The organism is Halobacillus sp. 12SKB (assembly GCF_052941655.1).
The window spans coordinates 476,344-503,169 of the sequence record NZ_JBRFWR010000001.1 but is presented as its reverse complement, the minus strand read 5'-3'; the positions used below and the strand labels follow the sequence as shown (position 1 = coordinate 503,169).

Here is a 26,826-nt window from a genome sequence, read left to right as displayed (position 1 = left end):
GACTTACACTCCTATCTCTTTCATGAAAGCAAACTGTCCTTGATAGGCTTTTTCGATGATTTCTGTTTGAAAGACTTCCTGCACAGAGCCGAAACCAATCAGTTCTTTGTTTAGTAGAATCAGTTGATTGAAGTAATCATTGGCTTTGCTCAAGTCGTGATGGACGACAATGACCGTTTTTCCCTGCCAGCACAATTCTTTCAAGATCCGTACAATCGTTTCTTCACTCGACACATCCACGCCGACGAACGGTTCATCAAGGAAGAACATCTCAGCTTCTTGCGCGAGTGCCCTGGCTAAAAATACGCGTTGCTGCTGACCACCGGATAATTCACCAATTTGTCTTTTGCTGAAATCTTCCATACCGACCCTGCGAAGACATTCCATCGCCCACTCTTTGTCTTTCTTTTTCGGTCGTCTGAATAATTTCAAGTTGGGGTACGTGCCGATCAGAACAGCATCAAGAACAGTAATCGGGAAATCCCAGTCAATATCATTGCGCTGAGGGACGTAAGCGATTTTTTTCCTCACTTCTTTCACCGTTTTTCCAAGAATTCTAATTTCCCCTTTATCCCGTGGAATCAAGTTCAACATGGCTTTTAAAAAAGTAGATTTACCGGCACCGTTTGGGCCGATAATGCCGACGAGGTTTCCTGGGTTCACGGTTAAGCTGACTTCTTTCACCGCTTCATTCCCATAGTAAGAAACATGCAGATCTTTGATGGATAGGGCAGCATCCGCCATCTTTTCTCCTCCTTTGACATGAATATCGTCATCCTCCTCTGAAAAGGTTTAGATATGTTCATGGTTTTGTCGTATTCTCACAAAAATTTATGTGGTTCATTTAATTTTCCTTTGCGCAACTTTTTGGGTAAAAAAATTGGATCCTTTTACTATATGGGCGATCTTAGAAAAAGTTGCTAAGAATTGATGTGCATCTAAAAAGTTTCCTTAGTGCAAAATATATAGATGAATACAAAATAAGTCAACCTTATTTCGTGAAAAGTATAAAAATTTACAAACAAAGGTACACTCCGGATGGAATGTACCTTTGTTTGGAGTCTAATCATCCAGGCATATTTATTGCCCGCTGCTCACTTTCTTTTCAGCGATATAATCTTCCAAACGCTCTTTTTGTGCAATCAAATCTTCAACACTCAATTCATTATGATTAGGGGATGGTGCTTGTGCTAAAGGATTTAAATTTTGTGCCGCTGGATTTTGGATCAGTTGCGACAGCTGTCCTTGATTTTGTTCATATAGACGATACCCTACAGCTCCTACCACTGTTCCTGAAACGAATCCCATCATGAAATCTTTGTTTAATACCATCGTATAAAACCTCCTGGAAATTTTTTATTTATAAAAGCAATTTGCTCTTACTCGCATCATTCAATAGCTCGATGACATTGACTGCCCAAGTCACCATAGCCACCTGCAGGATGTTGCCTGCACCGATGGAAAGCATGCTGACGATTCCTGTAATGACATCAGGATGTCGGAATTTGTTCTCTCCGTGGGAAAGCACGGTGTAGGCGGTTGATATGACGACCGCGTAATCAAGCATCCCTGGGACTTTTCCTGGTTTATTGTTCAAGTAGGCGATCAATATGAGAAAGCCTGTAACCAGACTGCGTAAAAAGTCTTTACGCTGGGCAGGTGCAATGTTGACCATAATATTGTCTAATGGATCAAAACGGGTTTGTTTGAAAAACAGACTGATAAACCGCAAGATGACTTTTCGATTGATCAGCTCTTTGACATACGAAATCGTCATCGATTGAATCGTTGGTTCAATTCTCACCGATTCGATTCCTTTGATGGAAGTGAACATATCCTGGATCTGGTCGTAATCCCGCTTATCGTACAATGCAGGGATTATTAAGCGGAGTCGACCAGGTATGTCATGGACGATGGAGAAGGTTGCCTGCATGTTACTCGCTCCTTATTCACTAATAATCGGGTACTGTTCAAAACGACAGCGATGGTTGCTGAATTGTGTATAGCCGCGCCGATCGTTGGAGTAATCCATCCAAAAAGACCGAAAAGAATCGCTGCACTATTGACGGCAATCGTGATGACAAAGTTTTGACGAATCATAGACATGGTAGACTTTGAGAGCTGAATAACATCTGAGAGAATGATAGGATCATCCGATGTAATGACAAGATCGCTTGCTTCCACGGCGATATCGGTACGCTTGCCTCCCATACTTACGCCTACATCAGCTAACGCGAGGGCTGGGGCATCGTTAATTCCGTCACCTACCATTAATACGTGACTTCCCTGTGATTTATATTGTTTTACAAAGGCCGCTTTTTCGTGAGGGAGAACTTCGGAATGAAATTGGTCTAACCGGAGTTCATGGTAGACTTCTTCAGCAACTTCGCGTTTGTCGCCAGTAATCATAACGATTTCATCGACACCGTTTCTTCTCAACTGATTGATCGTTCTTTTCATACCTTCGCGTAACGAATCTTCAATAACAATGGCACCGGCCATTTTTTTATCAATTGCCACGAAAATCGTATTTTTTTCCTTGATGGACTTGTTCAGGAAGGTGAGACTATTCGTGTCAACCTCATGTTTCACAAGTAAGGATTGATTTCCAATCAACACTTCTTTGTCGTTGACCGTGGCTTTCACTCCGTGTCCGACAATGTTTTCGATGCTGTCATGGTCATGGTCGTAAGCTGTTAAGTTTAAATCTTTCGCTTTTGTGAGAATGGCTTCAGCAAGCGGGTGAGAAGAATGTTCTTCGGCTGAAGCGGCATATCTTAAAATTTCATGTTCTGTGAATCCATTATATGGAGCAATTTTAACGATTTCAGGCTTTCCTTCTGTAATGGTCCCTGTCTTATCAAGAATGGCTGTATCGATGGAGGAAAGCTTCTGTAAGTATTCACCGCCCTTGATGAGAGCTCCGCTGCGAGCTGCTTTTCCGATGGAAGCAGATATAGCGGTCGCCGTCGCCAGTTTAATGCCACAGACATAGTCAATGACAAGCATATTCAAGACACGATCCCAACTTCTTGTGACTCCAAACGTAAGCAAGGCCAGTAAAAAGGATACCGGTACCAGTCGTTCAGACATGTCATCTGCATAGGATTGAATCGGTGCTTTTGAATCCTGTGCTTCTTCAATCATCTGTAAAATCCGTGCCACGGCTGTTTCATCTCCGACTTGAGAGACCTCTAGCCGTATGTTGCCTGATTGGACGATGGTGCCGGCATAAACGGTTTGACCACTTGAAATTTCCTGAGGCATGTATTCTCCGGTGATGGCTGATTGATCGACACTTGCCCAGCCGCTGATTACCTTACCATCAGCGGAGATCTTCTCTCCTTCAAATACGGCAATTTGATCCCCGATGCTTATTTCATCAATGGATACTTTTCTCTCGTCCCCCTGGGCATCCACTTTCCAAACATAAGGGGTATCCACATTCATCATTTCCCTCACGTAATTCTTCGTCCTGTGAGCGGTGAAGTCTGTGATGATTTCGCTCAAGGTGGACATGAAGAGGATGACGATCGCTGATTTTGGATTGCCTTTCAAAATGGAGGCGATAATGGCTGTCGTACTGAGTGTGTCAGCATTTGGACGTCTCCCTTCCGTTAACGGTCTCAAACCATTGACGATCATGGACTTGCAAGCAAAAAGACTGGCAAGGGAGGCGGGGGAAATCAATTTCATCATTCCTGTAAACCTTGCCGTTGGAAGCAGGAAATCAAGGAGAAAGGCAAGGCCGCTTGCAGTTAATTCTTTTTTGTATGGGTGGCTTTTCATTTGAGATGGTGCGGAAGTCCGACCATATAGAATCGTCTTTGCGTTCAGCTCTCGGTCATGATGAAGAACCACTGAACCCGATTCTCGAGTATAGATAGCAGAGTGAACCCCAGGGATGAGCCGGTAAGAGGCTTCCACTTGACCCTGTGTCAAGCCTGTGGGAATCTTCAGCCTGGTTCTGCCGGGTATTGCATGAACAATGGCTCCTCCGTTCACGATCATCCATCACCATCCTTCTTAATTAATGTGTATGCCCAATACAAAAGACTGCTGGCGAATGCAGGATTGGTGCCGAATCCTGTCGCTCCTTTGAAAAGCAGCCAGAGGATGAGTAAAGATTCTGCATCCGTCTTTCCGCCTGTTTGCTTTTTGATAAGGTCGTCAAAGGAGTCGACGCCTTTCCTTAAGGAATTTTTCACCTTGGATTCTATGTAAGGATACGTCGAAATAGAAGTGTCCACAGCCATTTGTACAAGGGCGTCGAATTGTTCTGATGTGAGGTGATCGGTCGTGAATTCTAAAAGTAAGCTTCCTGTGATTCCGGAAGCTTTCACTCGGCTCACTAACGGAACTTGTCCCATTTGTAATTCTAACGCTTGAGCAATTTTCTCTTCCTTCCAATGATCGCTCTGCAAGCGGACGCGACCTGGCATGGCATGCAGTACTTGTACTTTTTGATCCTTCAATCGTTTCATAATACCTGGGATAGCAAAAGATGCGCCTAAACCGATCAGTGACTGCATCATGAGCCAGACACTTCTCTTGTGATCACATCATTATGAACCCTTTGGACAATTTCAAACCATTGTTCGATTTGTTTTTCATCCACATCCGGACTTGAGTCGTATTCAACTAAGACGGTTCCTGTTTCAGGCGTGTGTTTTACTGAAATGATTTTTGGTTCTAATTCAAGTAAAGGAACCAGCCGGGAGACGATTTTAGAATTACCTTCCCAATAGGGGGAGGATATACGTACTCTTCCTGGGATGAAGTGCATGATTTTTATACGATAGGCGGCTAACATCTTTTCTAATCGTTTCATAAAGATGATTTGTTTGACTTTCGTGAGCATGGCAGACTCCTTTACAAAAAATTATTAAAAAAGTACTTGTAAGATTAATGGTAGATAAAATGGAATATTATTACAAGTGAACTTCTTCCTATAAATGGTTGCCATGCAAGGACAAGAAGGGAGGAGATTCGACAAAGGATAAGATTGGTTGACAAAAGTGCCGATTTTATTGTAGTTCTAATGACCTATGATGGGGTGGGAGAGTAGTTTTCTCTTAAGGTATTGTTAAACGTTGGTATTGATGTTTACGAAGTTGTTGAAGGGTCAGGAAAAATCCTCCTCGGATTGAAGATTGAGACGTTTGTGGGGTTTAAGGTGGTTGGAGAAGGTGGCCTTCTGAAGGGGGCGGTGAGCATATACCGATGTTTCTTTAATAAGTCACGGTACAAAATAACTCGAGGAAAGAGGCTGGAAGACGGAATATTTCAAGAGGGAAGGAGCAAACCTCCCTCTTATGTATCATTCTAAATAAGAAAACCCATAATTAATAAAATGATTGATCATGACCGCCATCTCTCTCGGCGACTGATCCATATCTTTTTCAATCCAATCTTTGATGACATGAATCGCGCCGCTGATGACGAAGGAACTTAAATACTCTGATTCATGCTTATTTGCCACATGCTCGTCCATCCAATTCTTCCTCATGAATCCCCGCGTCAGCTCCATCATTCGTTTTTCGAAAGTCGGAGCCGCTTCTTTATTTAGTAGAGTCTGGAACATGAGTTTGTTCTCGATGACGTATTCCAGTATTTTTTCAGTCATCTGTATGGATTCTTCTTCATGCTCGTAGTTATAGCTGTGGAGGTAGCGATTCATATCTTCTGTGATTTCTTCTTCAATCTTGCTGAGCAGGTCGTAATGGTCAGAGTAATGGGTGTAGAAGGTCGAGCGGTTAATATCAGCAAGTGCACACAATTCTTTTACGGTAATATCTGATATGGGCTTCTTTGCAAGCAGGCTGATCAGACTTTCTTTCAGTACTTTTCGGGTATATTTCTTTCTTCGGTCGAGTTTCTCGCTCATTGTTCTGGCCCCTTTTTGTTACATTTCTGTGACAATCCAACACAAAATAAAGTTGTGTTGGGAAACTAACGATAGTTAAGGAACTGTTTGTTGAATATCCAACACGGTGTTAATAAAATGATAGAATGTATGAATGTCATTTGCAAGAGAGGTGAGGCCTTATTGGCTGGGCATCAAGAATAATTAAACATAAGAAAAGCATTGTCATCATTTTTATGATCCTAACCATTCTCAGTACGGTGGCTCAGTTCGGGGTATCGGTCAATTACAACATGGTCGATTATCTGCCTGGAAACTCTCCGTCCATGGAAGCGATGGAGTTGATGGAGGAAGAGTTTGATGAGCCGGTGGAAAATACCCGGGTCATGATCCAGGACATCTCCGTCACCGAAGCCTTGAGTTATAAAGAAGACCTCGATTCAATCGAAGGTGTCACAAATGTGATGTGGCTCGATGATGTCATCGACTTGAAAGTCCCGCTGGAAATGGCAGACCCGGATACAGTCGAAACATATTACCAGAAACGGTCGGCCCTTTTTTCCGTGACGATTGAAGAAGGCTACGAAGTGGAAGCGACCGATGCCATTTATGATTTGATCGGTGAAGAAAATGCAGTCGCAGGTGAAGCGGTCAACACGGCGGTTTCTCAGAAGATGGCGGGCAGTGAGTCGATGTATGCAGCTGCACTGCTTGTTCCGATCATTATCCTCATATTGATTGTGTCTACGACATCCTGGATGGAACCGGTCTTCTTTTTAACAGCGATCGGAGTTTCTGTCCTGATCAACCTGGGGACGAATATCTTCATTGGAGAAGTGTCGTTTGTCACTCAATCGGTCGCACCCATTTTACAGCTCGCGGTGTCGCTCGACTATGCGATCTTCCTGCTGCACAGCTTTTCTGATTATCGAAAAGAAGTGTCCGATCCCAAAGAAGCGATGTTGCTTGCGATGAAACGGTCGTTCCCGGCAATTATCGCCAGCGCCTCCACGACCTTCTTCGGATTTACGGCTCTCACGTTTATGGACTTCGGCATCGGTGCAGACTTAGGTCTCAACTTGCTGAAGGGAATTTTGCTGAGTTTCCTCAGTGTGATGATTTTCCTTCCGGCGCTTACGCTGATGTTCTATCACTGGATTGATCGTACCCAGCACCGTCCGTTTGTTCCAGATTTCAAAGGAATTGGCAAACGTGTCATGAAATTCCGTATTCCGAGTTTGATCTTTGTCATTTTGATCATCGGTCCTGCCTTCCTGGCACAAAACGAAACTTCTTTCATTTATGGAACAGGAGAACACCCTGAAAATACACGAGCAGGCCAGGATGCAAGAGCGATTCAGGAGGAGTTCGGCAAGAATATGCCAATGGTTCTGCTCGTACCTGAAGGGGATCGGGCCAAGGAGGAAGAGCTTGTACGGGAGTTGGAAAGCCTTCCGCTTGTTTCAAATGTCATCTCCTACGTCAACAGGGTCAGCCCTGCCATACCGCCCGCTTATTTGGAGGAGTCGATTACCGAATCGTTTTATTCAGAGAACTATGCACGGATCACTCTATACACCGAAACGGATGCCGAAGGAGAAAAAGCTTTTTCTCTTATAGATGAAATTAAGGAGACCACCGGGAAATATTATGATGAAACGCATATGCTCGGTGAGAGTGTCACCTTGTATGATATGAAGAATATCGTCCAGGACGATAACCGGCTGGTCAATATTCTGACGGTCGTGACCGTAGCGCTCGTGCTGCTGCTCACGTTCCGTTCGATTTCAATCCCTGTCGTTCTGCTTGTGACGATCCAGGCTTCCGTATGGATCAACTTATCGTTTCCGTACTTTATGGATACGTCTCTTGTTTACGTAGGTTATCTCTTAATCAGTACCATCCAGCTCGCAGCTACGGTGGACTACGCGATTTTATTTACGGAAAACTATAATCATTTGAGAAAAGAAATGCCTGCACTAAAAGCAATTAAGAAAACCATCGATGATAAGATTTTCGCGATTTTCGTATCAGCGGCCATATTGTCGAGTGTCGGATTCATTTTATGGATCACATCCTCCAATCCGATTGTATCTTCGATTGGGTTGCTGTTAGGGCGGGGAGCTTTGCTTGCTTTCCTAATGGTTGTGTTCGTACTTCCAGCCCTGCTCGTCATTTTTGACGGTGTGATTAAAAGAACAACTTGGAAAGCTGACTTTTATAAGGAGGAGAAGGGAGAATGAGATTCAAACGTGCGACAGCGATGTTCACAGCATTTCTTCTCGTCTTGCCGGCCGTTCCTGTGTCGGCAGAGGACAACGAAAAAACAGAGCCGGAAGGGAAAGGCTCCTACTCAAAAAAGCATGAAGTTGTGTACACCACGCTTGATGCTTCCGGCGATCAAGAAGAAATGTACGTCGTCAACAATTTTACCATCGAAGAACCTGGGGAAATCGTAGATTATGGCCCTTACACAAGTGTTCAGAACCTGACGGATGTCACAGAAATTGAGCAGCAGAATGAAAAAGTTGAATTGCACGCGAAAGAAGAAGAGTATTACTATCAAGGCAATTTGGAAGGCAAACCACTGCCATGGGATATCGATGTATCCTATCAATTAGATGGAGAAGCCTTGAATCCTGAAGAGCTGGTCGGAAAAGACGGCAAGCTCAAAGTGAGTATTGATACAACGCAAAATGAAAAGGCAGATGATAGCTTTTTCAACAACTACTTGATGCAGATCACGATGAAGCTTGATTCCATGGTTTATGAGAACATTCAAGCTCCTGAAGGAACGGTTGCGAACGCCGGGAAAGACCGGCAAGTGACCTTCACCGTCATGCCTGAAAAAGAAGGAAGCTTCACTCTGAGCGCGGACGTTACCGACTTGGAAATGGAAAGCATTGAGTTTGCAGCGATTCCCTCCTCGATGTCTATTGACGCTCCGGACATTGGCGGGATGAAAAACGACATGGGCTCATTATCGAATGCCACGGCGGAAATCAACCAGGGTGTCGGAGAACTCAAAAATGGGATTGCTGAACTGAATGATGGCGCAGCGAGTCTCTATGACGGATCAGAACGATTTAACAGCGGCATCCAGGGGGTAAGCAGTGGTTCAGCAGAGCTTGTGGAAGGCTCAGCTTCTATCAAAACCGCGCTGCAACAGATGAATGAGGCTGTGGCTTCCGGATCTGGTGAAGTGAACGTGAGTGATTTTGCAAAAATGGAAGATGGGTTGCGTCAGCTTTCAGCAGGTTTGAATGAAGCTGAAAAAGGATTGACGAATCTGAAGGATCAGTACAGCCAAGCCCATCAGGCAATGAGTCAGTCCATTGAAGCCATTCCGGGATATCAGATTTCAGAACAGGAAATCCAGGCCTTGCGTGAAAGTGGGGCGGACCAGGAAGTCGTCAATAAGCTGGTAGAAACATACCAGGCTGCACAAACCGCGAAAGGAACGTACGCTAATGTAAAAGAAGCGTATCAAGCCGTCGGCCCAGCCTTGGAACAGAGTGCAGGTTCATTGAATGAAATGACTACAAACCTGAACACGATGGCTGACCAAATCGGTACCGGTATGGAAAGTATGGATATCGGTGAGTCTGTCCAACAATTGCAGCAAGGATTACAGTCACTTTCATCAAAATATGGTGAATTCCACGAGGGACTCAAGGACTATACAGGTGGAGTTGATCAGTTGGCAGGGTCTTATGCAGACATCCACAGTGGCATGGGAAGTCTGACAAACGGAACCTCCGAGCTCGAAAATGGAGCAGCAGAACTCCACGAAGGTACATCCGAATTAGCGTCCAACACGAGCAATTTACCTGGTGAGATGGACTCTGAAATTGAAAAAATGGTTGAGGAATACGATAAATCCGATTTCGAACCCACTTCCTTCGTTTCAGAGAAGAATGAAAAGGTTGGATCAGTACAGTTCGTCATCAAAACAGAAAGCATCAAAAAGGATGAAGAACAAGAAGAGGCCCCCAAAAAAGAAGAGGAAAAGAGTTTCTGGGATCGCTTGTTGGATTTGTTCAGATGAAGAAAAGTCTTCTCTCAATTTTAGTTGAGGGAAGGCTTTTTTTATGTTGGTCGCGCCAAAGGGGATGCGGATCGAGCGAAAGGGAGATGCAAATCGCAACAAAATATCGTGCTGATGAAAAAAAGGATAGAATCCTGATCAGTGCCTCATGGTACATCGGGTCATTTTTATATTCAAATGAATATTTGATTATTATCATTGACGAGATTGAAAGAAAGGGCATACACTATAATTAAACATTAAAATGATTATTTGAATGAAGGTGAATATATTGAGTGAAAAAGTTATGAAGAAAACGCCTAAAGATACGTGCGACACTTTTTGTTATGACGAAGAACTTGTGCAAAGAGTCCAGCCGAAGGTGGAGGAAGTTCTTGGTGTAGAGTTGATTTTCAAAGCCCTGTCTGATGCCACGCGCTTGAAAATTGCCTATGCCTTGACTCTCGAAAACGAGCTCTGTGTATGTGATGTAGCGAACATTATTGGTTCAACAACAGCTACCGCTTCGCATCACCTCCGATTACTGCGTAATATGAAATTAGCTAAATACCGTAAGGAAGGGAAGCTCGTTTTTTATTCTTTAGCTGACGAACATGTACACCAGTTGGTCTCTATTGCGATTCAACATTCGAAAGAAGTTTAGAGAGAAACAGAGGTGAGAGGAATGAATGAGGAGAAGAAATCGAGCTGTTGTTCAAGTTCGGAAAAGGTTTTGAAAGATGAAGCGGTGTCCTGTTGCTCGAGTACGAAAGAAGAACAGGAGCCGGAAGTCACTTGTTGTTCCAGTTCCAGCTCTAAGGATGAAGATAAAATGGAAACATCCTGCTCCTCTTCTACGGAAGAAGCGGAGGCAGCCACCACGTGTTGTTCTAGTGATACCAAGGGTGGTGAAGAATCCCAGGCCGATGGTTGTGGAACGGAACAAGAAGAGGTTTCATGCTGTACCTCAGACAGACCGGAAGGTTCAAACGTAGTGAAATTCGATGTGAAGGGTATGGACTGTCCTTCTTGTGCAGCCACGATTGAAAAAGGTTTGCAGAAAATCAGCGGTGTCCAATCGATTAGTGTTCAGTACGGGACGGGGAAGATGACAGTAGGTGCCGAGAATGAATCTCTCTATGACCAGATTCCGAAACATATACGACGCTTGGGCTTTGAAGCGGAACGGGTGGACCGTCATAAGAATCAACAAACTTATAAAATAGACGGGATGGATTGTAGCTCTTGTGCCAAGACGATTGAAAAGCATTTGAGCAAAAATCCTGCGGTTCAAGACGTTCAAGTCCAATTTTCAACAGGGAAGATGCAAATTGAACATACGACAGAACCGAAGGAAATCATTAAAGAAGTAGGCAGGGCTGGCTTTCAAGCTTCCTTGGAAGGAAAAGAAGACAATCACGAACAGAAATCTTCTAAACCTGAAGGTATATCCACGACCACTTTATCCGGGGTGTTTCTTGGCCTAGGTTTTATCGGTTCCTTCACAAATGTACCAGTAGAATTTATCACTGCTTTTTATGCGGCAGCCATTCTGATTGGCGGGTTCAAGCCTGCGAGAAGTGCTTTTTATGCAATAAAGAGTGGTTCATTGGATATGAACGTGCTCATGGCATCGGCCGCCATTGGTGCAGCCCTTATCGGCGAGTGGTTTGAGGGGGCCATGGTCGTGTGGCTTTTTGCATTAGGTAATACCCTTCAAAACCGGTCGATTGAACGCACGAGGGAATCGATCAGGAGTTTGATCAATCTCACGCCTAAAGAAGCTACGGTCAAATTGGGGAACCAGCTCGTCCGTAAAGCGGTAGAAGAGGTTGGGATTGGTGAAGTCATTATCGTTAAACCAGGAGAGAAGATACCGTTAGATGGTGATGTCATGACCGGAACATCCAGTGTCAACCAAGCTCCGATCACTGGTGAATCCCTGCCTGTAGACAAACAAACAGGGGATATCGTTTATGCAGGTACGGTGAATGAAAGTGGATCGTTAGAGATCGAAGTCACGAAGCTCGTGGAAGATACAACGATAGCAAAAATCATCCACCTTGTGGAAGAGGCTCAAGAAAAAAGGGCTCCCACTCAGGCTTTCGTTGACCGATTTGCGCGCGTCTATACCCCGGTTGTTTTCACTCTAGCTCTGTTGGTGATGGTCCTTCCGCCACTCTTCGGTTTTGGCACGTGGGGAGAGTGGCTCTATAAGGGACTCGCTTTACTCGTGGTTGCCTGTCCTTGTGCGCTTGTCATTTCCACACCGGTCGCGATTGTTTCGGCCATTGGAAATGCGGCTAAAAATGGTGTCCTCATCAAGGGTGGTACTTTTCTTGAGAAAGCCGGCACCATTAAAGCCATCGCTTTCGATAAGACCGGGACCCTTACAGAAGGTCGTCCAAAGGTATCTCAAGTTTACGCACTAGGCATAAGAGAAGATGAACTGATTCGTGTGACAAGAACCATTGAAGAACACTCCACTCATCCGATTGCTCAGGCGATTACGACGTATGCCACTGAGCGAAACATCGCATCGATAGAAGGGGAAGACTTTCAAGCCATTGCAGGAAAAGGTGCAAAAGCGAAGTTGGATGGCGTAGAATATTTTGCTGGAAGTCCGAAGTGGTATGAAGACATGCAGGTGCCTCTTTCTGATATAAAAGAACGGATTGATCAGTTGCAAAAAGAGGGCAACACCATTGTCGTTGTTGGAACTTCTGAGAAAGTTCTAGGCCTCATCGCTGTTGCCGATACCATTCGGGATATCACCGTTCAATCAATCCAAAAGTTGAAGCAGGTTGGAATGCAGGAAATGGTGATGCTCACAGGGGACAACAATGGAACAGCGGATAAGATTGCCAGGGAAACAGGCGTCGATCGTTATTTCGCGGAGCTCTTACCTGAGGATAAAGTTTCAGCTGTAAAGAAGCTTCAAGCAGAAGGAAAGAGTGTAGCCATGGTTGGGGATGGAATCAATGATGCCCCGGCTCTAGCGACCTCTGATCTTGGTATCGCTATGGGGGGAGCGGGGACAGATACCGCTATGGAAACGGCGGATATTGTTCTGATGGCCGATAACCTGGAGAAGCTTCCTCACACGATTCGCTTGAGTAGGAAAGCGTTGAAAATCATCAAACAGAATGTGTGGTTTTCCTTAGTTACAAAGCTCGCGGCACTGCTGCTTATTTTCCCGGGTGTCCTGACTTTATGGATGGCTGTGTTGAGTGATACAGGGGCAGCTCTACTTGTCATTCTCAACAGTATGAGGTTATTAAGAAGTAAATGATAAAAGAAAGGTGCGATCTATAGATCGCACCTTTTTTGCTGCTATTTTTTATTGACTGAAGCATCATAGATAGAATCTACGGCTTTCTTAAGCTCTGCATCAAATTCCTCATCAGACTGATTGGCATTCAAGTCTGCGGCCAGGGCACGGGAGAAACTTGCGATGACGCCATGGTTCTCTTTCAGCTTTTCGTTTGCTTCTTCACGGGAATAACCACCGGAAAGTGCAACGACACGGACGACTCGAGGATGGTCGACGAGTTCTTTGTATGCGTTCGGCTGCGTAGGGATCGTGAGCTTCAGCATTACGTTCTCCTCTTCAGATAACTCATTCAAGTGTTTCAAGATCTCATCTCGGAGAAGTTCTTCGCATTTTTCCTTGTCACTGCTGTGAATATCGACTTCTGGTTCGATGATGGGTACAAGATCGGAAGCGATGATTCTTTTTCCGATGTCGAACTGCTGCTGAACCACTTCTTTGATTCCGCTAGGGTTCGGTTCATGGATGACAGAACGCATCTTTGTGCCGAAAATGTTGCGTTCATTGGCACGACGGAGTGTTTCGTCCAGGTCATCGATCGGTTTCATGAGTTGGACACCGTTTTCTTTTTCTGCCAGTCCTTTGTCAACTTTAAGGAAAGGAACAACGCCTTTGCTCGCCAAGTAATCCGCCGTGAACTGTCCTTCAATTTCACGATCCATCGTTTGCTCAAAGAGAATGGCACCAAGAATATGGTCGGCATCAAAAGAAGGAGAGGTGATGATTCTTGTCCGCATCTGGTGGACAAGGTCGAACATCTCATCCTCGCCTGAATAAGAATCTTCGGGGACGCCATAAGCTGCCAGCGCCTTAGGTGTACTTCCACCACTTTGGTCAAGCGCTGCGATAAATCCATTACCATTCTTCATTTTTTCAAATTGCTTATTATTCATGTTTTCCACTCCTTTTTATTAGTGTGAAAAATTTCCCTTTTTACTGTTCCCTTAAATTGGACATGCATAACCTGAAATGAAAGAAGAGTTTTTCCTATGGATGTGGGTGATCGTGTTTTATTAGGACATGAAAAGGAATACTATGTATCAATCGGAGTATAGAGGAGGAGTTTTTATGGGGAAGTGGGTCATGAATGTCCTGGCATTCATTCTTGTAGTCACTGTGAATGGACTTGCCAATGCGTTGCCCTTGAATGGTCAGACGACAGGTGAAATCTCCAACCGTTTAAACGTGTTATTCACTCCTGCAGGGTATGTTTTCAGTATATGGGGACTTATTTACATTTTACTAGGAATCTGGGTAATTCGACAGTTTCCGAAGAGTAGACGCGACCTGCCTATCTATCAAGAGACAAGCGGCCTCTTCGTCTTAAGCAGCTTACTGAATGCTCTCTGGATCTTTATGTGGCACTATGAGTTTTTTGGAATCTCGGTAGTGGTCATGATTGCGTTGCTGTTAACATTGATCCGCTTGTATCGAACCTTACAGAAAAATGATGCTTCTTTTTTCGACCGGCTTCCGTTCTCTGTTTACCTTGGCTGGATCAGTGTCGCGACCATCGCGAATATCAGCTATTACTTAACCTACATCGGTTGGGATGGATTCGGCATTTCGGCCTCTGTATGGACGATCCTGTTGATGATTGTGGGCACACTGCTTGCGGTTTTCTTTATGAAGAGCCAGGATGACTGGGTGTACCCGCTCGTTTTTGTCTGGGCGTTTATCGGCATCGGGGTTAAAAATCAGGGGAATGACGTCCCTCTTGTTGTGAACTCCGCTTTTATTCTTGCAGGCCTTCTCTTTGTGCTCACGCTTATCTATGCATTTAGAAGAAAAACCACTTGATGAGTTCATCAAGTGGCCTTTTTTTATAAAGAAACGGGGAGGGAATCTAGTCCTCTTAATAGGAAAACAGACCGCCATTCGGGCTGTTTTCCATCGCGTTTCAGATCAATATCAGGGAAAGTGGTTAGTAATTTTTCCAGTGCAATTTTCCCTTCGAGTCGGGCGAGAGGGGCGCCGAGACAAAAGTGGATGCCGAAGCCGAATGCGACATGCGCATTTCTTTCTCTCGTCACATCAAAATGTGAAGCACCTTCAAATTTCTCTTCATCACGGTTGGCTGAACTGATCGATGCAACAATGAAATCGCCACGTCGGATGGGCTGGCCGTGAAAATCGATGTCCTCATCTGCCCAGCGTGCCGTCGAGAAATCCACAGGGCTGTAAAAGCGGAGGCCTTCTTCAATAGCACCAGGAATGAGAGACAGGTCAGCTTTTACTTTTTCCAACTGTTCGGGATGCTCAAACAGGGCGTACATGGTATTCCCGATCAAATTGACCGTTGTTTCGTGGCCGGCGATGATCAAAAGGACGATCATAGAATAGAGTTCGTTACGTGTCAGCTGCTCCCCGTCCTCTTCCGTTTTGATGAGGTGGGAAACGAGATCATCCTGAGGCTCTGCTTTTCGTTGTTCAAAAAGTTCTGTCAGGTATGTAGTGAACGCTTCTACATCACCCATGAAGTCAGGGTCCATTTCGTTGGAGGCAGAGACTATGGTGTTGGACCATTTTCTGAATTTGTCCCGGTCCTCTGCGGGGACACCGAGCATCTCACTAATGACGATGATGGGCAGTGGAAAAGCATAATCATCAATTAAATCGACCGTTGTGTGTTTTTGATTCATTTTGTTTAATAGTTCATCCGCAATTTCACGGATCCTTGGTTCCAGCTGTTTAATGGTCTTAGGGTTGAAGTAAGGTTGGACAAGTTTGCGCAGACGTGTATGGTCGGGTGGATCCACGTCGAGCATCATGTTTTGGAAGATATTGAAGTCGTTTGGGTCCGTGTCTTGAGGTGAAGAAGAAAATATTTTGCTTTGATCCTTAATGAAACTGGGTAATTTCAACAGCTCTTTTACGTGATCGTATTTTGTAATCATCCAGGAATGATTCATCGCGTCACTGTTCATCGGAAAAATTGGTTGATCTCTACGAAGTTCTTCGTAAAACGGATAGGCCCCTTTTTTGAAGTTCGACTGGTTAAGTGTTTCCATGTTCCCCATTCAAAGTTCCTCCTCTGAAATGATCTGTCTACCTTGGATTATATAAGGGAATGAGGATAATTGGAAATAAAAGGAGTACCAGGTCATCCATAATCTGGATGACCTGGTACTCCTTTTACTGGTAAGCGTTATTTCTTAAGGTTTTGAGGGAAAGTGATAAGATAAAGATAGGTTTGGAATGAAAGGTGGAAGCATAGTGAAGAAAATTCAATTAGGGAAAAGTGATTTACAGGTCGGGGAGATTGCGCTCGGCTGTATGAGAATGAGTGAATTGAGCACGAAGGATGCAGCGGAAGTGATTACAAATGCAGTCGAGAATGGGGTCGACTTATTTGATCACGCCGATATTTATGGAAAAGGCGAATCGGAGTCCGTATTTGCTGACGCCCTCAAAACGACGGATGTGTCACGTGAGGACATCATGCTCCAATCGAAGTGTGGCATTCGCAATGGTTTCTTCGATTTTTCTAAAGAACACATTTTAGAGTCTGTAGACGGAAGTCTGAAGCGGTTGAATACAGATTACCTGGACAGTTTTCTGCTCCACCGTCCAGATGCATTAATGGAGCCGGAAGAAGTAGCTGAAGCATTTACCACACTGAAAGAAAGCGGAAAGGTACGTTACTTCGGTGTCAGCAACCAAAACCCGATGCAAATGGAACTACTAAAGAAATATATGGGAGAAAGCCTGATCGTCAACCAGCTGCAACTCAGTATCGTCCATACGCCGATGCTTGATGCAGGATTCAACGTGAACATGCAAAACGATCCGGCCGTCGTCAGGGACAGCAACGTCTTGGAGTACTGCCGACTGAATGATATTACCATTCAAGCATGGTCGCCATTCCAGCACGGAATGATTGAGGGTCCTTTTGTAGGCAATGACGCTTTCCCGGAAGTGAACGCCAAACTTCAGGAACTGGCTGAAAAGTATGACGTGACGGATTCTGCCATCGCGATTGCCTGGATTCTTCGTCACCCTGCAAACATTCAACCAGTCGTGGGGTCAATGAATACGCAGCGAATGCAGGACATTGCTAAAGCTTCTCATATTGTCCTTTCCAGAGAAGAATGGTACGAGCTTTATCGAGCTGCTGGTAATGACTTACCTTAACATCTGTTGGAGGAGGCTAATCGGGTCATGGTTAGCCTCTTTCTCATATGGAGAACCTTTCTTCATATAAAACAGGGAGAAATTAGAATGAGAAAATATCTTTAGCGAATGATAAGAAGAGCGATAAATCCGTCTTTTTGATTGAAAATGCTGTAAAAAGAACGGGGATTATGAAAAAAATCACGATTGTAAGCGTTTATTTTGTAAGAATGTGTTGTGCTTCACAAGATTATATTTTACTCTAGTAACGTTAGCTATAAAATGGCACTCTTACTGTTTTATAACAGGTAGAGCTTTCGTTGCTTGTACTAGTTATTTACTTATAAAAAAATGAGCCTCGGGCTCAAAAAAGGAGAAGTGGATATGGCAGATTCATTCACAACAGAAAAAGACGGGCAGACAAACGTTGCTCGTGACGAGCGTGAACTGCTCGACCAACTACTGGAACCTGAAGTACAGGAATCTTTGACTGTTCTTGTGAAAGAGCTTCCGAAGCTTACCGAATTGGTGAAGATTCTTTCAAGCTCCTACGACACCGTTCAAGCGCTTGCGACGGATGAAGTTCTGAAAAAAGACACGGTTGAGTTCATGTCAGAAGTGGCTGAGCCTCTCAAACATTCCGTGAAGGAAGTAGCTCAGAACGCAATCGAAGCGAAAGATCATGCGGAAAGCAGCTCAGAAGTCATCGGACTATTCGGCTTGATGAAGATGTTGAAAGACCCTCAAGCTCAAAAAATGTTCCGTTTCGTTAACGCATACTTAAAAGTATCCGCTGAACGCAATCACAAAGAGTAGGAATTGGAGGAATCAACATGTCAAAAGAAATCGTCATTCTAGGCGGCGGTTATGGCGGGCTTCTTGCCGCTTTGTCTGTGCGCCAATACATGGACGCTTCTGAAGCGAACGTCACAATCATTAACAAAACCCCGACACACCAAATCATTACAGAATTGCACCGTTTGGCAGCAGGTAACATTTCTGAGCAGGCGGCAGCGCTTCCTCTTGAAAAGTTATTGAAAGGAAAAGACATCAACCTTAAGGTTGCGACCATCGAGTCCTTTTCTGTCAATGACAAAAAGATTTCACTGGAAGATGGTTCTGAACTGTTCTATGATGCTTTGGTCGTGGCACTGGGTAGTGTAACGAACTACTTCGGCATCCCGGGACTACAGGAACACAGCATGGTCCTTAAATCCGCAGAAGATGCAAATAAAATCCGCGAACATGTGGAAGCTCGTATTCGTGATTATGCAGCGACGAATAACGAAGCAGATGCCCACATCGTTATCGGTGGCGGCGGCTTGACTGGTGTTGAGCTTGTTGGTGAATTGGCTGATGAAACACCAGCAATGGCTAAAAAATATGGTGTCAACCCTGATGAAATCAAGCTGACACTTGTAGAAGCCATGCCGAAAATTTTGCCGATGCTTCCTGATCACTTGATCGAAAGAGCAACGAAGAGCCTTGAAAAACGCGGCGTAGAATTCCTGACAGAACTTCCTGTCACAAATGTTGAAGGAAACGTCATCGAGTTGAAAGACGGCCGTAAGCTGACGGCGAATACGTTCGTTTGGACGGGTGGAGTTGCAGGAAACCCACTTGTCGGCGAATCCGGCATTGAAGTGAATCGCGGACGTGCGTCTGTGAACAACTATCTTCAGTCCGTATCCCACAAAGACGTCTTTGTTGTTGGTGACAGTGCCGTTTACTTCAAACCAGGTGATGAACGCCCGCAGCCACCAACTGCACAAATCGCTTGGCAGATGGGTGAGACCGTCGGTTATAACCTATATGCCTTCCTTGAAGACAAGAGCTTTGAAGAGTTCGAACCTGTCAACTCAGGTACACTTGCAAGCCTTGGCCGTAAAGACGCGGTCGCTTTCATCGGTGCCAACCAGACACCATTGAAAGGTCTTCCGGCTTCTGTCATGAAAGAAGCAAGTAACGTGCGCTATCTTTCCCATATCAAGGGACTATTTGCTCTCGCTTACTAAGCTGAAAACGTCTGTTTCTACCGTTTAAGTAACGGAGAAGCAGACGTTTTTTAATGTTATTTTGTTACGGTTTGTATTAGTTTTTTTAGTTCTTCCGTGGAAGATTTATACTTTATAGGGTAATAATAATCGATAAACTTCTCCAAGGAAATTATACGGTCTGAATAATGTTTTTCATCTTTTAAGGATTGAAGCAATTGGTCCACTAAATCATGGGGGGTTTCATATATATGGTTGTTCATTTCTTTGTAATAGTTAGTGGAGCTGACATCTAATGACTGGAGGTGCCACATAAATACATTTTTTTTGGCAAGAAGCGCTTCAAGCACAATCGTCGATTCATAGCTGATTACTGCATCAATATTATGCAATACATCATATAGATGAATATCATCTACATAATTCAATTTTGGGAATTTCTTATGAAAAGAAATTGTCTGTTCTGAATAGCGTTGTTTCCCGTTTCTCCTTTTAATTAAAATATTCCATTCATCACTTTTTAACAAAGTTTCAATAATCGCTTCGGGTACCTTAGTCTCAATGTGGTGGAGAATGAAGAGAATTGTTTTTTTATTAGGGTTTAGATTTAATTTTGTGAAGAATGTTTCTTTTTTCATAGGTTTTCTTTTCCATATTTCATCGAACCTAGGATGTCCTAGTATTTTTATTGCTGAGGGATGTACACCTTTTTTAATATACCAGTCTACTTCAAAGTTCCCATAAACAGCCTGATACGTAGCGATCCGAGGAAGGTATCCGAAATCATTCACAGCGATGCCGTGTTGCAAACAAATACTTGGGATTTTCATCTTAGAAGAAAGTAATGACAAGATCCTTGTATCACTGCTGTTCGTAGTACCTAAAACTAAACAGGAGATATTGTTTGATTTCAAGAAGTTGTAAGCACCGTTAATTTGTTTGATGACGATCGGGATCAATCGGAACAGGTTCTTTTTGAATATTTCATTACTATAAACAGGGTGACCTTCTTTTGATAATAATATTTCATTTGTCTGTGACTTTAATCTGAAAATAGCTTCTTGTTTTACATTTTCAAATTCATCTATGGAAGATATCAATGGACGATCTTCTGAATTTTCCCAAGGAGCTATCCTTAATTTTAGTAGTATTATTTCATAATCCTTGAACTGTGAACGTAATATCTTGTCAGGGATTCTTAATACATTCTCATGGAATACGACTTTCCCTTTCCTCTTTCTATTTTTCTTAATAAAGGGTGAGATGTACTGGTTTATTTTGGACTGGATTTCAAAGGGGGAACTTATACGATTTCTCAATACTTTATCCACTGAATCTGAGTTTAATATATGGAGTGCTGGATCGGCGATTAGCGTGTAATAAGGAAGGACAAGAGCAAGAGGGACACCAAAGTACTTAATCTTTGAGAAGTCTTCAATGAAATCACAATATGTCTCCCAGTATCTTTTCTCAACAATATTCAACGTTGTTCAATCCTTTACTTGGAGTTAGAAAAAACATTGAGAGAATCACTTCGTTAGCTCCTTTATGATTTGTAAAAGTCTCTTGCCGGATGGTTCTGCAGTAGGGTAATTGGATGATAAGAAGGAGCGTTGTTTCTTTAGAATTTCCTTTTGGTAAGCTTTGTTCTTCAAGGATTTTTTAATTACTACAGCAAGGGCTTTAGGATCCAATTGTGAAGATTCTCCTAAGGAATCATAGAATCCGGTATCAAATTTAGAAGGCGTTGCTAGGATATAGGCTGGTTTATTTTTTAAGATCGTTTCTAACCCTATGGTAGAAGTATAGGATACTACGCTATCACAGTGCTGTATCAAATCGTATAAAGGAATGTTCTTGGCAGAGAATACGTTAGGGTGTAGTTTGGTCAGTTTATGGGGTGCCGTACTTGGAAAGTCTTTGACGATCATGTTTAAATTGTCGTCCGTTATTAATTCATTGATTAATTCAGTCCATTTTTTTACATGAGCTTGTTTTCTCACAGTGATTAAAATGTTTGTTTTCCCTTTTCTTAAACCGAGCGAATCTTCTATTTGTTTCTTTGTGAAAGAAGGTGGAGTCTTCACATTATCAAATCTAGGATGACCGATAATGGCTAATGAATCTTCAGATACGCCTATAGATTTATACCATTCCACATCAAAAGGCCCGTAAACAGCATCAATGTCAGCAATTTTAGGCATATAAACAGATGTGCTAGCTAAAATACTATGCTGCATACACACGGTAGGAATTCCTTTTTTGGCAGCAACAATAGCGATTGTCCTGCTTTGGTAGTAATGTGTAGAAGAAAAGACAAGACAGGATACCGGGACTTGAGCAAGGAATTTTTCTGCTTCTTCAATCCTGTTTACGATCCCTTTTATTTGTTTATCGAAACTATTTCTGAAGTGCTCGTCGTTGAACATAGGATGATTAGTGAATGTTTTACTTATTTTATTAGCCTCTAATCGTACTCGCTCAATTTCATGATTTACACCTGAGTTATATTCATTTAAATAATAATGTGAGAACTGTTGATTCTGCTTTCCATTTTGTTTTTGTCTCTTTTCTAATTTCTTCTGTTTTTCTTTCGAGGGCCTTCGATCGTGAATGAATGCTGTGTTTTTAGTGGGGAAGTTTTCTTCAACAATATTATTAGGGAATCTCAATAGATTAGCTGCATTGTAAAGAATAATTTTTCCTTTTGGATCATGTAATCTTTTCTTGTTTTTATAAGAATTTTTGTAATCAGTAAATATTTTCTGGAAATCTTTCTCCTTGTGGATTTTATACTTTAGCTTTTTACTGAATGACTTTGAGTCTAAACCTGTTTTAACTTTAGTACAAAGCTTAATTAAACTTTTGAAATGACACAAATAAGGGATCGAATATCCCTTATAAGTTAAGTCTTTGTAAGTTTCCAAGAACTCATAGTACAAAGACCAGAAATTCTCCTCGTGGATGTTCATTATTTAACTACCTTTCTTTATTTTGTCCTAAAAAGGTCTAAATAGTTAGCCCTCTTAGGTCCTGTATTTCATATGTGGCTTCCTTCTGGCATAAGATATGATTTTCTCTAGAATGAATGCTATATTTTTTCATATAGATAAAGTTAGTATCGCACGACTTTGAAGTCTCCATATCTGATAGAGCATCGCCGATTAAAACTATACGCTTAGCTGCATGGTTTTGAAAGATGCTACTGACTGCTTCTTTTTTTGTTCTTGGAGAGCCAAAAATGCGATTGAAATACTTTTTTATTCCTTTTTTGTTTAATACTTCGTTAAGCTCACGTTCATCACTACCAGAAGCTACATATAAATGCTTTCCACGTGCTTTTAATGCCTTGAGAGTATCCCAACACCCGGGAGTTAGAGGGGCGTTCATATAGATATTTTTGCATTCAGTGGCATAGCGTGTTAAAAAAATATTGTATTTTTCTTCGTCAAATTCTTCTTTCAGAAATTCCTCGAAGAATTTGTTGAACTTTACGTATCTTGATTCTCCAAAAGAATTTTTACAATAATCTACGAAACTATCAATGACCGGTTGTGGGTACCCGTTTACGGCCTTCCCGAAAGCTTCAGCCTTCTTATCATTAACATCTATGAGTACTCCATCACAGTCAAAGATGATCACGTCATATTTATTTAAGTTAACCCTATTCATCCTTCTTATCATTCTTTTTGGCATCAAATTTCTTTTCAGATATATCTAAAACATCTTCCACTCGCTTTATGTCTTCAGGGTTATCAACTGCAATAGATTGGTCAGATAACTTAACCATTTTTACATCCCATCCCATTTCGAGAAAGCGCAGAATTTCTATATCCTCAATTTCTTCTAAGGCACTTTTTTGCTGGGATTTTTTAAATGCAAGAAGAGATTCTCTAGGAAAGGAATAAATACAAACCTGTCTCCATGAACGTTTGAAACTTGCTTTTTTTGTTGCGGGTATAGGGGCGCGTGACATGTAAAGAAGTCTTTGATCCTCTCTGAAAACAACTTTTGGAATGGAGTAATTACGAAATTCATTCTCTGTTGTAATTGGGCAATATCCATTCAAGATGTCCCCAGGGCGTTTTTTTACTTCTTTTATTATAGTTTTAATGTCTTGAGGATTAATTAACGGTTCGTCCCCTTGGACGTTGATATAAACATCAGCTTTAACAAGCGTGGCAGCCTCTGCTACCCGGTCCGTACCTGTCAGACATTCTTCAGAAGTCAACAGGGTTTGTATGTTATAGGATTCGCAAACCTTTTGAATACGTTCATCATCCGTTGCTACAAAAACTTTATCAGGGGAACAAGCTTGGATACATTGGTTATACGTCCTGACAATCATAGGAAGACCACCCAAATCCACTAGTGGTTTACCAGGTAGACGACTGGATTGGTAACGGGCAGGGATAATAATGCAAAAATCCATTCAATCACTCCTTTTTAATAAGCATATATTGAGGTTTGAGGAATCGAATATTCTGTCGGAGTTAATGCTCTGACAGTAGGTGCTCCTTCTGCTTCTAAGAATTTTTTTAATGTCTTGTTTACCTCATCGGTACGTGGATCTCCAGCCCCGTAACCATCAAATCCAACTAAGGATATTTGTTTTGCTTTACCACTGGCAGCTACAGCAAGCGCATAGGAAAGGGCTAGCGAGTTTGGCAGGACAGCATAGGTATCGTAGAAAGCGAAACAATTCTCATTCACACAAAGTCCGAAATCATAGAAGTAATCACTTTGAAAGGATAAACTGACTTGATTTTCAAGCATGGACAGAGGCATGATTAGAGGTTGGGAAAATTTATCTTCCTTAGTTTCTGACAGAACGCGAATTGGATGACAGACTGCTCTTGCATCAACTAAGTGTGAAGCTATATTTGTTCTTGTATTAAGAACGATCGTATAAGGTTTCTTTTTTTGTATATATTCCTCAATGGCTTTTTTGTGTCTGGTTGATGTAGGACCGGAACCTATAATTAGTATTTCTTTTTGAAGTAACGAATCCACAGGCTTCCACTTCCCTTTCGGTTTTTTATTGTAGAAATGTCGTGCCGCCTCCAAAGTATGGATGTTGAATTTCCTTCCTCCTTGAGATCTTAAATAATCAATAACGGTTAGAAAATCTTCTTCTTCATATCTTGAGTCACTGATCATTTCTTGGATATAGGTTGGGTGGATGCTATATTGCCCTGATAAATAGTAATACAAATTAGTTCCCCATCCATATTTTTTGAGAAGAGGAGTGAAGTGTTCTTTAATAAGGGTTAATAGTGGGAGGTTGTTTGGTGTTTTCTTTCTGTAAGGTTCTATTTCGTTTACTAGATATTCTGTTTTGGCATTTCCTGGTCCTCTGCCCATACCAGTTACCGTTCCGTCTACCCATGTGACTCCTTCTTCTATTGCTGTCATCGTATTAGCCAATGCAAAGTTCATATTGTCGTGAGTGTGAATTCCTAAAGGTCCTTTCCAACCTTCTCTGAGTGCTCTAATGACATTTGCTGTTTTTTCAGGGTTAAGGCTACCCATACTATCGGCGAAATACAACACATCTAGGGGATAATGACTTGCTTCTGCGGCTATAATTTTAATTTCCTCTGGTGACCTATCAGCAATTTGCATAAGGTTGAATCCCACTTCATATCCGTGCTTTTTTAGCCAGTGAACTGCTGGCAAAGCTTTTTTAAATTCATTGAAATGGCATGCTACTCGTATTAGAGAAACTGGAGATTGATTTGCGTGTGTAAACATACATTCAAGGATGTTTTCCATATTATCCGTGTGCGCTAGTAACTCTTTTGCGTTTACCATCACTCCAATTTTCATGCCCTTTGGAACATGGATACTGCGGATGAAATGATCAGTAGAAAAAGCACACGCCCCCTTAAAACCGTCAGCGATAAGACTCCGGAAACCTATTTCTACATAATCGATGGATATGGCATCCATGGAACGAAGGTAATCTTCAATTAAACTTAAATCAAAATCCCAAGCATTATAATATCCACCATCTCTCAATGTACAGTCCAATAATTTAATATTTGACATATCATCACCTCTTTTCATGTAATAGACAACTTGAGATAGTGTATGTTTTTTAGAAGATATTGTATAGATAGAAGACTATTAATAAGAAAGATAGGAAGAGTTTTGTAACAGATGATTGAAAGATGAGGTGAGAAAGGTATGTAACCATTAAGAAAGGGTGAAAATGGAGATAATTAATTCCTTGGAGTGGTGGTATATGTACCTATTATTAGTCATCGTGGTGTGGATCCTTTTTGCTTATCGATTTGTTGACTGGAAGCAGGTAGGGAAGCAATATCCGACGATTCTATTTTTCATTGCTGTTAACATGACCTATAATTTCCTTTATTACAATCACACACTGTGGGCATTCCGTGGAGTGACGATGGAGTGGCTGAACCATTCCATCATCAACATGGCGTTCACTTTTTTCATCTGCCCTGTCGGCTTAATAATCTATTTGCAGCGATTTCCCCAAACGCGAAGCAACCAGTTCATCTATATCACAGTCTGGGTCGTATTTTACACGGTATTGGAATGGTTGTTTTCACTAAAGGGGATGTACGTCTATGATCATGGGTGGAACAACTGGCTTAACATTCCGTTGAACACCGTGCTATTCGTCGTCCTTTATCTTCATTACAGAAACCCAGTCCGGGGTCTTCTGGTATCCGTGCCCATTGTTGTCCTTTTCTACGTATTCTTTCCGTTTCCCTTGGACAGTTTAAAATAGAAAGGATGTCATGAAACCGTGATTATACGTGATGTGTTATCTGTGCCTATGTTTTTGATCCTGCTTTTTACCACTTATGTAGCCATGTGGACCTACATTGGGAAGAAAAAAATCAATAAAAAATGACCTGCCCCTTATTGATGAAGAGGCAGGTCATTTCTTTATTTGATTTGCGTTCGTGGTTTTGATGATGAATGGCTGTCGTCATACTTTTTAAAAGAAGTTTCTGGTTTAAGTGCAATCGTTTCTTCTCCCGCTTGTTTTCCGAGAGACTTATATTTGAGTTGGAACTCATCCTGCACTTCATGCGGTTCCTCAACGGAAGGTGACTGTCTCATGCCGGCAATCCAAGTGTCGAAGTCATACATGCCACGGTCAATAATCAACCCCAAATCTTCGAGTGACTGTGTCAATTCATTCAAGCAGTCCAAACCATTCCTTAAAATAATGCCTTTTTCTTTGGCTTTATCAACGGAATGCTCGAGACGATAGCTCTCCCCTTGATATGTAAACTCCACAAAACAACTGTTACGGTCCCAATTAAAATTGAAATTCTCAACCTTCAGGCGTTTGACCACTTTGATTAATCTTTTTTCGCAAATGCTTTGCTCTTTATGTGGCATCCATCGGAATAGAACATTCTTGAATAAACGATTCTTGAACATGCCATTCACCTTCCTTTTTTATTAAGCCTAATCATGTAGTGACTGTATAACTATTTCTACAAGATCT

26 protein-coding genes are annotated in these 26,826 nt (G+C 42.4%); 11 read left to right on the top strand and 15 right to left on the bottom strand.

Annotation, left to right across the window (positions count from 1 at the left end):
* Window positions 1-3 precede the first annotated feature (3 nt).
* From ACQ4XT_RS02445 to ACQ4XT_RS02420, 6 genes are all read right to left on the bottom strand, one after another.
* The gene (locus ACQ4XT_RS02445; RefSeq protein ID WP_446852361.1) at window positions 4-744 is read right to left on the bottom strand and encodes a metal ABC transporter ATP-binding protein; all 741 of its coding nucleotides are present in this window, start codon (window positions 742-744) and stop codon (window positions 4-6) included.
* Between the two features lie 336 nt (window positions 745-1,080).
* Window positions 1,081-1,332, bottom strand: coding sequence for a hypothetical protein (locus ACQ4XT_RS02440; protein WP_446852360.1), 252 nt, complete (start codon window positions 1,330-1,332; stop codon window positions 1,081-1,083).
* A gap of 28 nt (window positions 1,333-1,360) precedes the next feature.
* Entirely contained in the window at window positions 1,361-1,933 is a 573-nt protein-coding gene (locus ACQ4XT_RS02435; protein WP_446852359.1) for an HMA2 domain-containing protein, read from the bottom strand.
* Window positions 1,882-4,011 carry a heavy metal translocating P-type ATPase gene (locus ACQ4XT_RS02430; protein WP_446852358.1) on the bottom strand — a complete coding sequence of 710 codons (2,130 nt, stop codon included), beginning with the start codon at window positions 4,009-4,011 and terminating at the stop codon, window positions 1,882-1,884. Before ACQ4XT_RS02430 ends, ACQ4XT_RS02435 begins: the two co-directional genes overlap by 52 nt.
* Window positions 4,008-4,535 carry an HMA2 domain-containing protein gene (locus ACQ4XT_RS02425; RefSeq protein WP_446852357.1) on the bottom strand — a complete coding sequence of 176 codons (528 nt, stop codon included), beginning with the start codon at window positions 4,533-4,535 and terminating at the stop codon, window positions 4,008-4,010. Before ACQ4XT_RS02425 ends, ACQ4XT_RS02430 begins: the two co-directional genes overlap by 4 nt.
* Window positions 4,532-4,861 (bottom strand): HMA2 domain-containing protein, encoded by a 330-nt coding sequence (locus ACQ4XT_RS02420; protein ID WP_446852356.1) that lies wholly within the window; start codon window positions 4,859-4,861, stop codon window positions 4,532-4,534. Before ACQ4XT_RS02420 ends, ACQ4XT_RS02425 begins: the two co-directional genes overlap by 4 nt.
* A gap of 222 nt (window positions 4,862-5,083) precedes the next feature.
* On the opposite strand from ACQ4XT_RS02420, the gene ACQ4XT_RS02415 reads away from it, so the two are divergent.
* Window positions 5,084-5,329 carry a hypothetical protein gene (locus tag ACQ4XT_RS02415; RefSeq protein WP_446852355.1) on the top strand — a complete coding sequence of 82 codons (246 nt, stop codon included), beginning with the start codon at window positions 5,084-5,086 and terminating at the stop codon, window positions 5,327-5,329.
* Here ACQ4XT_RS02415 and ACQ4XT_RS02410 read toward each other — a convergent pair.
* Window positions 5,321-5,887, bottom strand: coding sequence for a TetR/AcrR family transcriptional regulator (locus ACQ4XT_RS02410; RefSeq protein ID WP_446852354.1), 567 nt, complete (start codon window positions 5,885-5,887; stop codon window positions 5,321-5,323). The genes ACQ4XT_RS02415 and ACQ4XT_RS02410 overlap by 9 nt on opposite strands.
* 215 nt (window positions 5,888-6,102) lie before the next feature.
* Between ACQ4XT_RS02410 and ACQ4XT_RS02405 the strand changes: the two genes are divergently transcribed.
* The 5 genes from ACQ4XT_RS02405 (at window position 6,103) to ACQ4XT_RS02385 (ending at window position 13,185) form a co-directional block, all read left to right on the top strand.
* Window positions 6,103-8,109 (top strand): efflux RND transporter permease subunit, encoded by a 2,007-nt coding sequence (locus ACQ4XT_RS02405; protein WP_446852353.1) that lies wholly within the window; start codon window positions 6,103-6,105, stop codon window positions 8,107-8,109.
* On the top strand, window positions 8,106-9,914 hold the full coding sequence (locus tag ACQ4XT_RS02400) for a YhgE/Pip domain-containing protein (RefSeq protein ID WP_446852352.1): 1,809 nt from the start codon (window positions 8,106-8,108) through the stop codon (window positions 9,912-9,914). The genes ACQ4XT_RS02405 and ACQ4XT_RS02400 overlap by 4 nt, the downstream gene beginning before the upstream one ends.
* Window positions 9,911-10,150 carry a hypothetical protein gene (locus tag ACQ4XT_RS02395; protein ID WP_446852351.1) on the top strand — a complete coding sequence of 80 codons (240 nt, stop codon included), beginning with the start codon at window positions 9,911-9,913 and terminating at the stop codon, window positions 10,148-10,150. The genes ACQ4XT_RS02400 and ACQ4XT_RS02395 overlap by 4 nt, the downstream gene beginning before the upstream one ends.
* Before the next feature lie 50 nt (window positions 10,151-10,200).
* Window positions 10,201-10,557, top strand: a complete 357-nt coding sequence (locus ACQ4XT_RS02390; protein ID WP_206947252.1) for an ArsR/SmtB family transcription factor — start codon at window positions 10,201-10,203, stop codon at window positions 10,555-10,557.
* 168 nt (window positions 10,558-10,725) lie between these two features.
* Entirely contained in the window at window positions 10,726-13,185 is a 2,460-nt protein-coding gene (locus tag ACQ4XT_RS02385; RefSeq protein WP_446855557.1) for a heavy metal translocating P-type ATPase, read from the top strand.
* Window positions 13,186-13,226: 41 nt separating this feature from the next.
* Here the strand turns inward: ACQ4XT_RS02385 and ACQ4XT_RS02380 are convergent, their stop codons facing one another.
* Window positions 13,227-14,117 (bottom strand): fructose bisphosphate aldolase, encoded by an 891-nt coding sequence (locus ACQ4XT_RS02380; RefSeq protein WP_446852350.1) that lies wholly within the window; start codon window positions 14,115-14,117, stop codon window positions 13,227-13,229.
* A gap of 175 nt (window positions 14,118-14,292) precedes the next feature.
* Here ACQ4XT_RS02380 and ACQ4XT_RS02375 point away from each other — a divergent pair, with 175 nt between their 5' ends.
* A complete protein-coding gene (locus tag ACQ4XT_RS02375) occupies window positions 14,293-15,024 on the top strand; it encodes a TspO/MBR family protein (RefSeq protein WP_446852349.1) in 732 nt (243 codons plus the stop codon).
* Window positions 15,025-15,047: 23 nt separating this feature from the next.
* Here the strand turns inward: ACQ4XT_RS02375 and ACQ4XT_RS02370 are convergent, their stop codons facing one another.
* Window positions 15,048-16,244, bottom strand: a complete 1,197-nt coding sequence (locus tag ACQ4XT_RS02370; RefSeq protein WP_446852348.1) for a cytochrome P450 family protein — start codon at window positions 16,242-16,244, stop codon at window positions 15,048-15,050.
* A gap of 196 nt (window positions 16,245-16,440) precedes the next feature.
* Here ACQ4XT_RS02370 and ACQ4XT_RS02365 point away from each other — a divergent pair, with 196 nt between their 5' ends.
* From ACQ4XT_RS02365 to ACQ4XT_RS02355, 3 genes are all read left to right on the top strand, one after another.
* The gene (locus ACQ4XT_RS02365) at window positions 16,441-17,358 is read left to right on the top strand and encodes an aldo/keto reductase (protein WP_446852347.1); all 918 of its coding nucleotides are present in this window, start codon (window positions 16,441-16,443) and stop codon (window positions 17,356-17,358) included.
* 363 nt (window positions 17,359-17,721) lie between these two features.
* Window positions 17,722-18,153 carry a helical membrane plugin domain-containing protein gene (locus ACQ4XT_RS02360; protein ID WP_226593705.1) on the top strand — a complete coding sequence of 144 codons (432 nt, stop codon included), beginning with the start codon at window positions 17,722-17,724 and terminating at the stop codon, window positions 18,151-18,153.
* 17 nt (window positions 18,154-18,170) lie between these two features.
* On the top strand, window positions 18,171-19,352 hold the full coding sequence (locus ACQ4XT_RS02355; protein ID WP_446852346.1) for an NAD(P)/FAD-dependent oxidoreductase: 1,182 nt from the start codon (window positions 18,171-18,173) through the stop codon (window positions 19,350-19,352).
* A gap of 56 nt (window positions 19,353-19,408) precedes the next feature.
* Here the strand turns inward: ACQ4XT_RS02355 and ACQ4XT_RS02350 are convergent, their stop codons facing one another.
* The 5 genes from ACQ4XT_RS02350 to ACQ4XT_RS02330 form a co-directional block, all read right to left on the bottom strand.
* Window positions 19,409-20,815 (bottom strand): hypothetical protein, encoded by a 1,407-nt coding sequence (locus ACQ4XT_RS02350; protein WP_446852345.1) that lies wholly within the window; start codon window positions 20,813-20,815, stop codon window positions 19,409-19,411.
* A gap of 45 nt (window positions 20,816-20,860) precedes the next feature.
* Entirely contained in the window at window positions 20,861-22,258 is a 1,398-nt protein-coding gene (locus tag ACQ4XT_RS02345) for a capsular polysaccharide export protein, LipB/KpsS family (protein ID WP_446852344.1), read from the bottom strand.
* An 82-nt stretch (window positions 22,259-22,340) separates the two neighbouring features.
* Window positions 22,341-23,027 (bottom strand): HAD family hydrolase, encoded by a 687-nt coding sequence (locus tag ACQ4XT_RS02340; RefSeq protein ID WP_446852343.1) that lies wholly within the window; start codon window positions 23,025-23,027, stop codon window positions 22,341-22,343.
* On the bottom strand, window positions 22,996-23,763 hold the full coding sequence (locus ACQ4XT_RS02335) for a 3-deoxy-manno-octulosonate cytidylyltransferase (RefSeq protein WP_446852342.1): 768 nt from the start codon (window positions 23,761-23,763) through the stop codon (window positions 22,996-22,998). Before ACQ4XT_RS02335 ends, ACQ4XT_RS02340 begins: the two co-directional genes overlap by 32 nt.
* A 14-nt stretch (window positions 23,764-23,777) precedes the next feature.
* Entirely contained in the window at window positions 23,778-25,382 is a 1,605-nt protein-coding gene (locus ACQ4XT_RS02330) for an aldolase catalytic domain-containing protein (RefSeq protein WP_446852341.1), read from the bottom strand.
* Window positions 25,383-25,578: 196 nt separating this feature from the next.
* Between ACQ4XT_RS02330 and ACQ4XT_RS02325 the strand changes: the two genes are divergently transcribed.
* On the top strand, window positions 25,579-26,094 hold the full coding sequence (locus tag ACQ4XT_RS02325; protein ID WP_446852340.1) for a CBO0543 family protein: 516 nt from the start codon (window positions 25,579-25,581) through the stop codon (window positions 26,092-26,094).
* A 161-nt stretch (window positions 26,095-26,255) separates the two neighbouring features.
* Here the strand turns inward: ACQ4XT_RS02325 and ACQ4XT_RS02320 are convergent, their stop codons facing one another.
* Complete coding sequence (locus ACQ4XT_RS02320) at window positions 26,256-26,759, bottom strand: hypothetical protein (protein WP_446852339.1); 504 nt, start codon at window positions 26,757-26,759, stop codon at window positions 26,256-26,258.
* Between the last annotated feature and the right edge of the window lie 67 nt (window positions 26,760-26,826).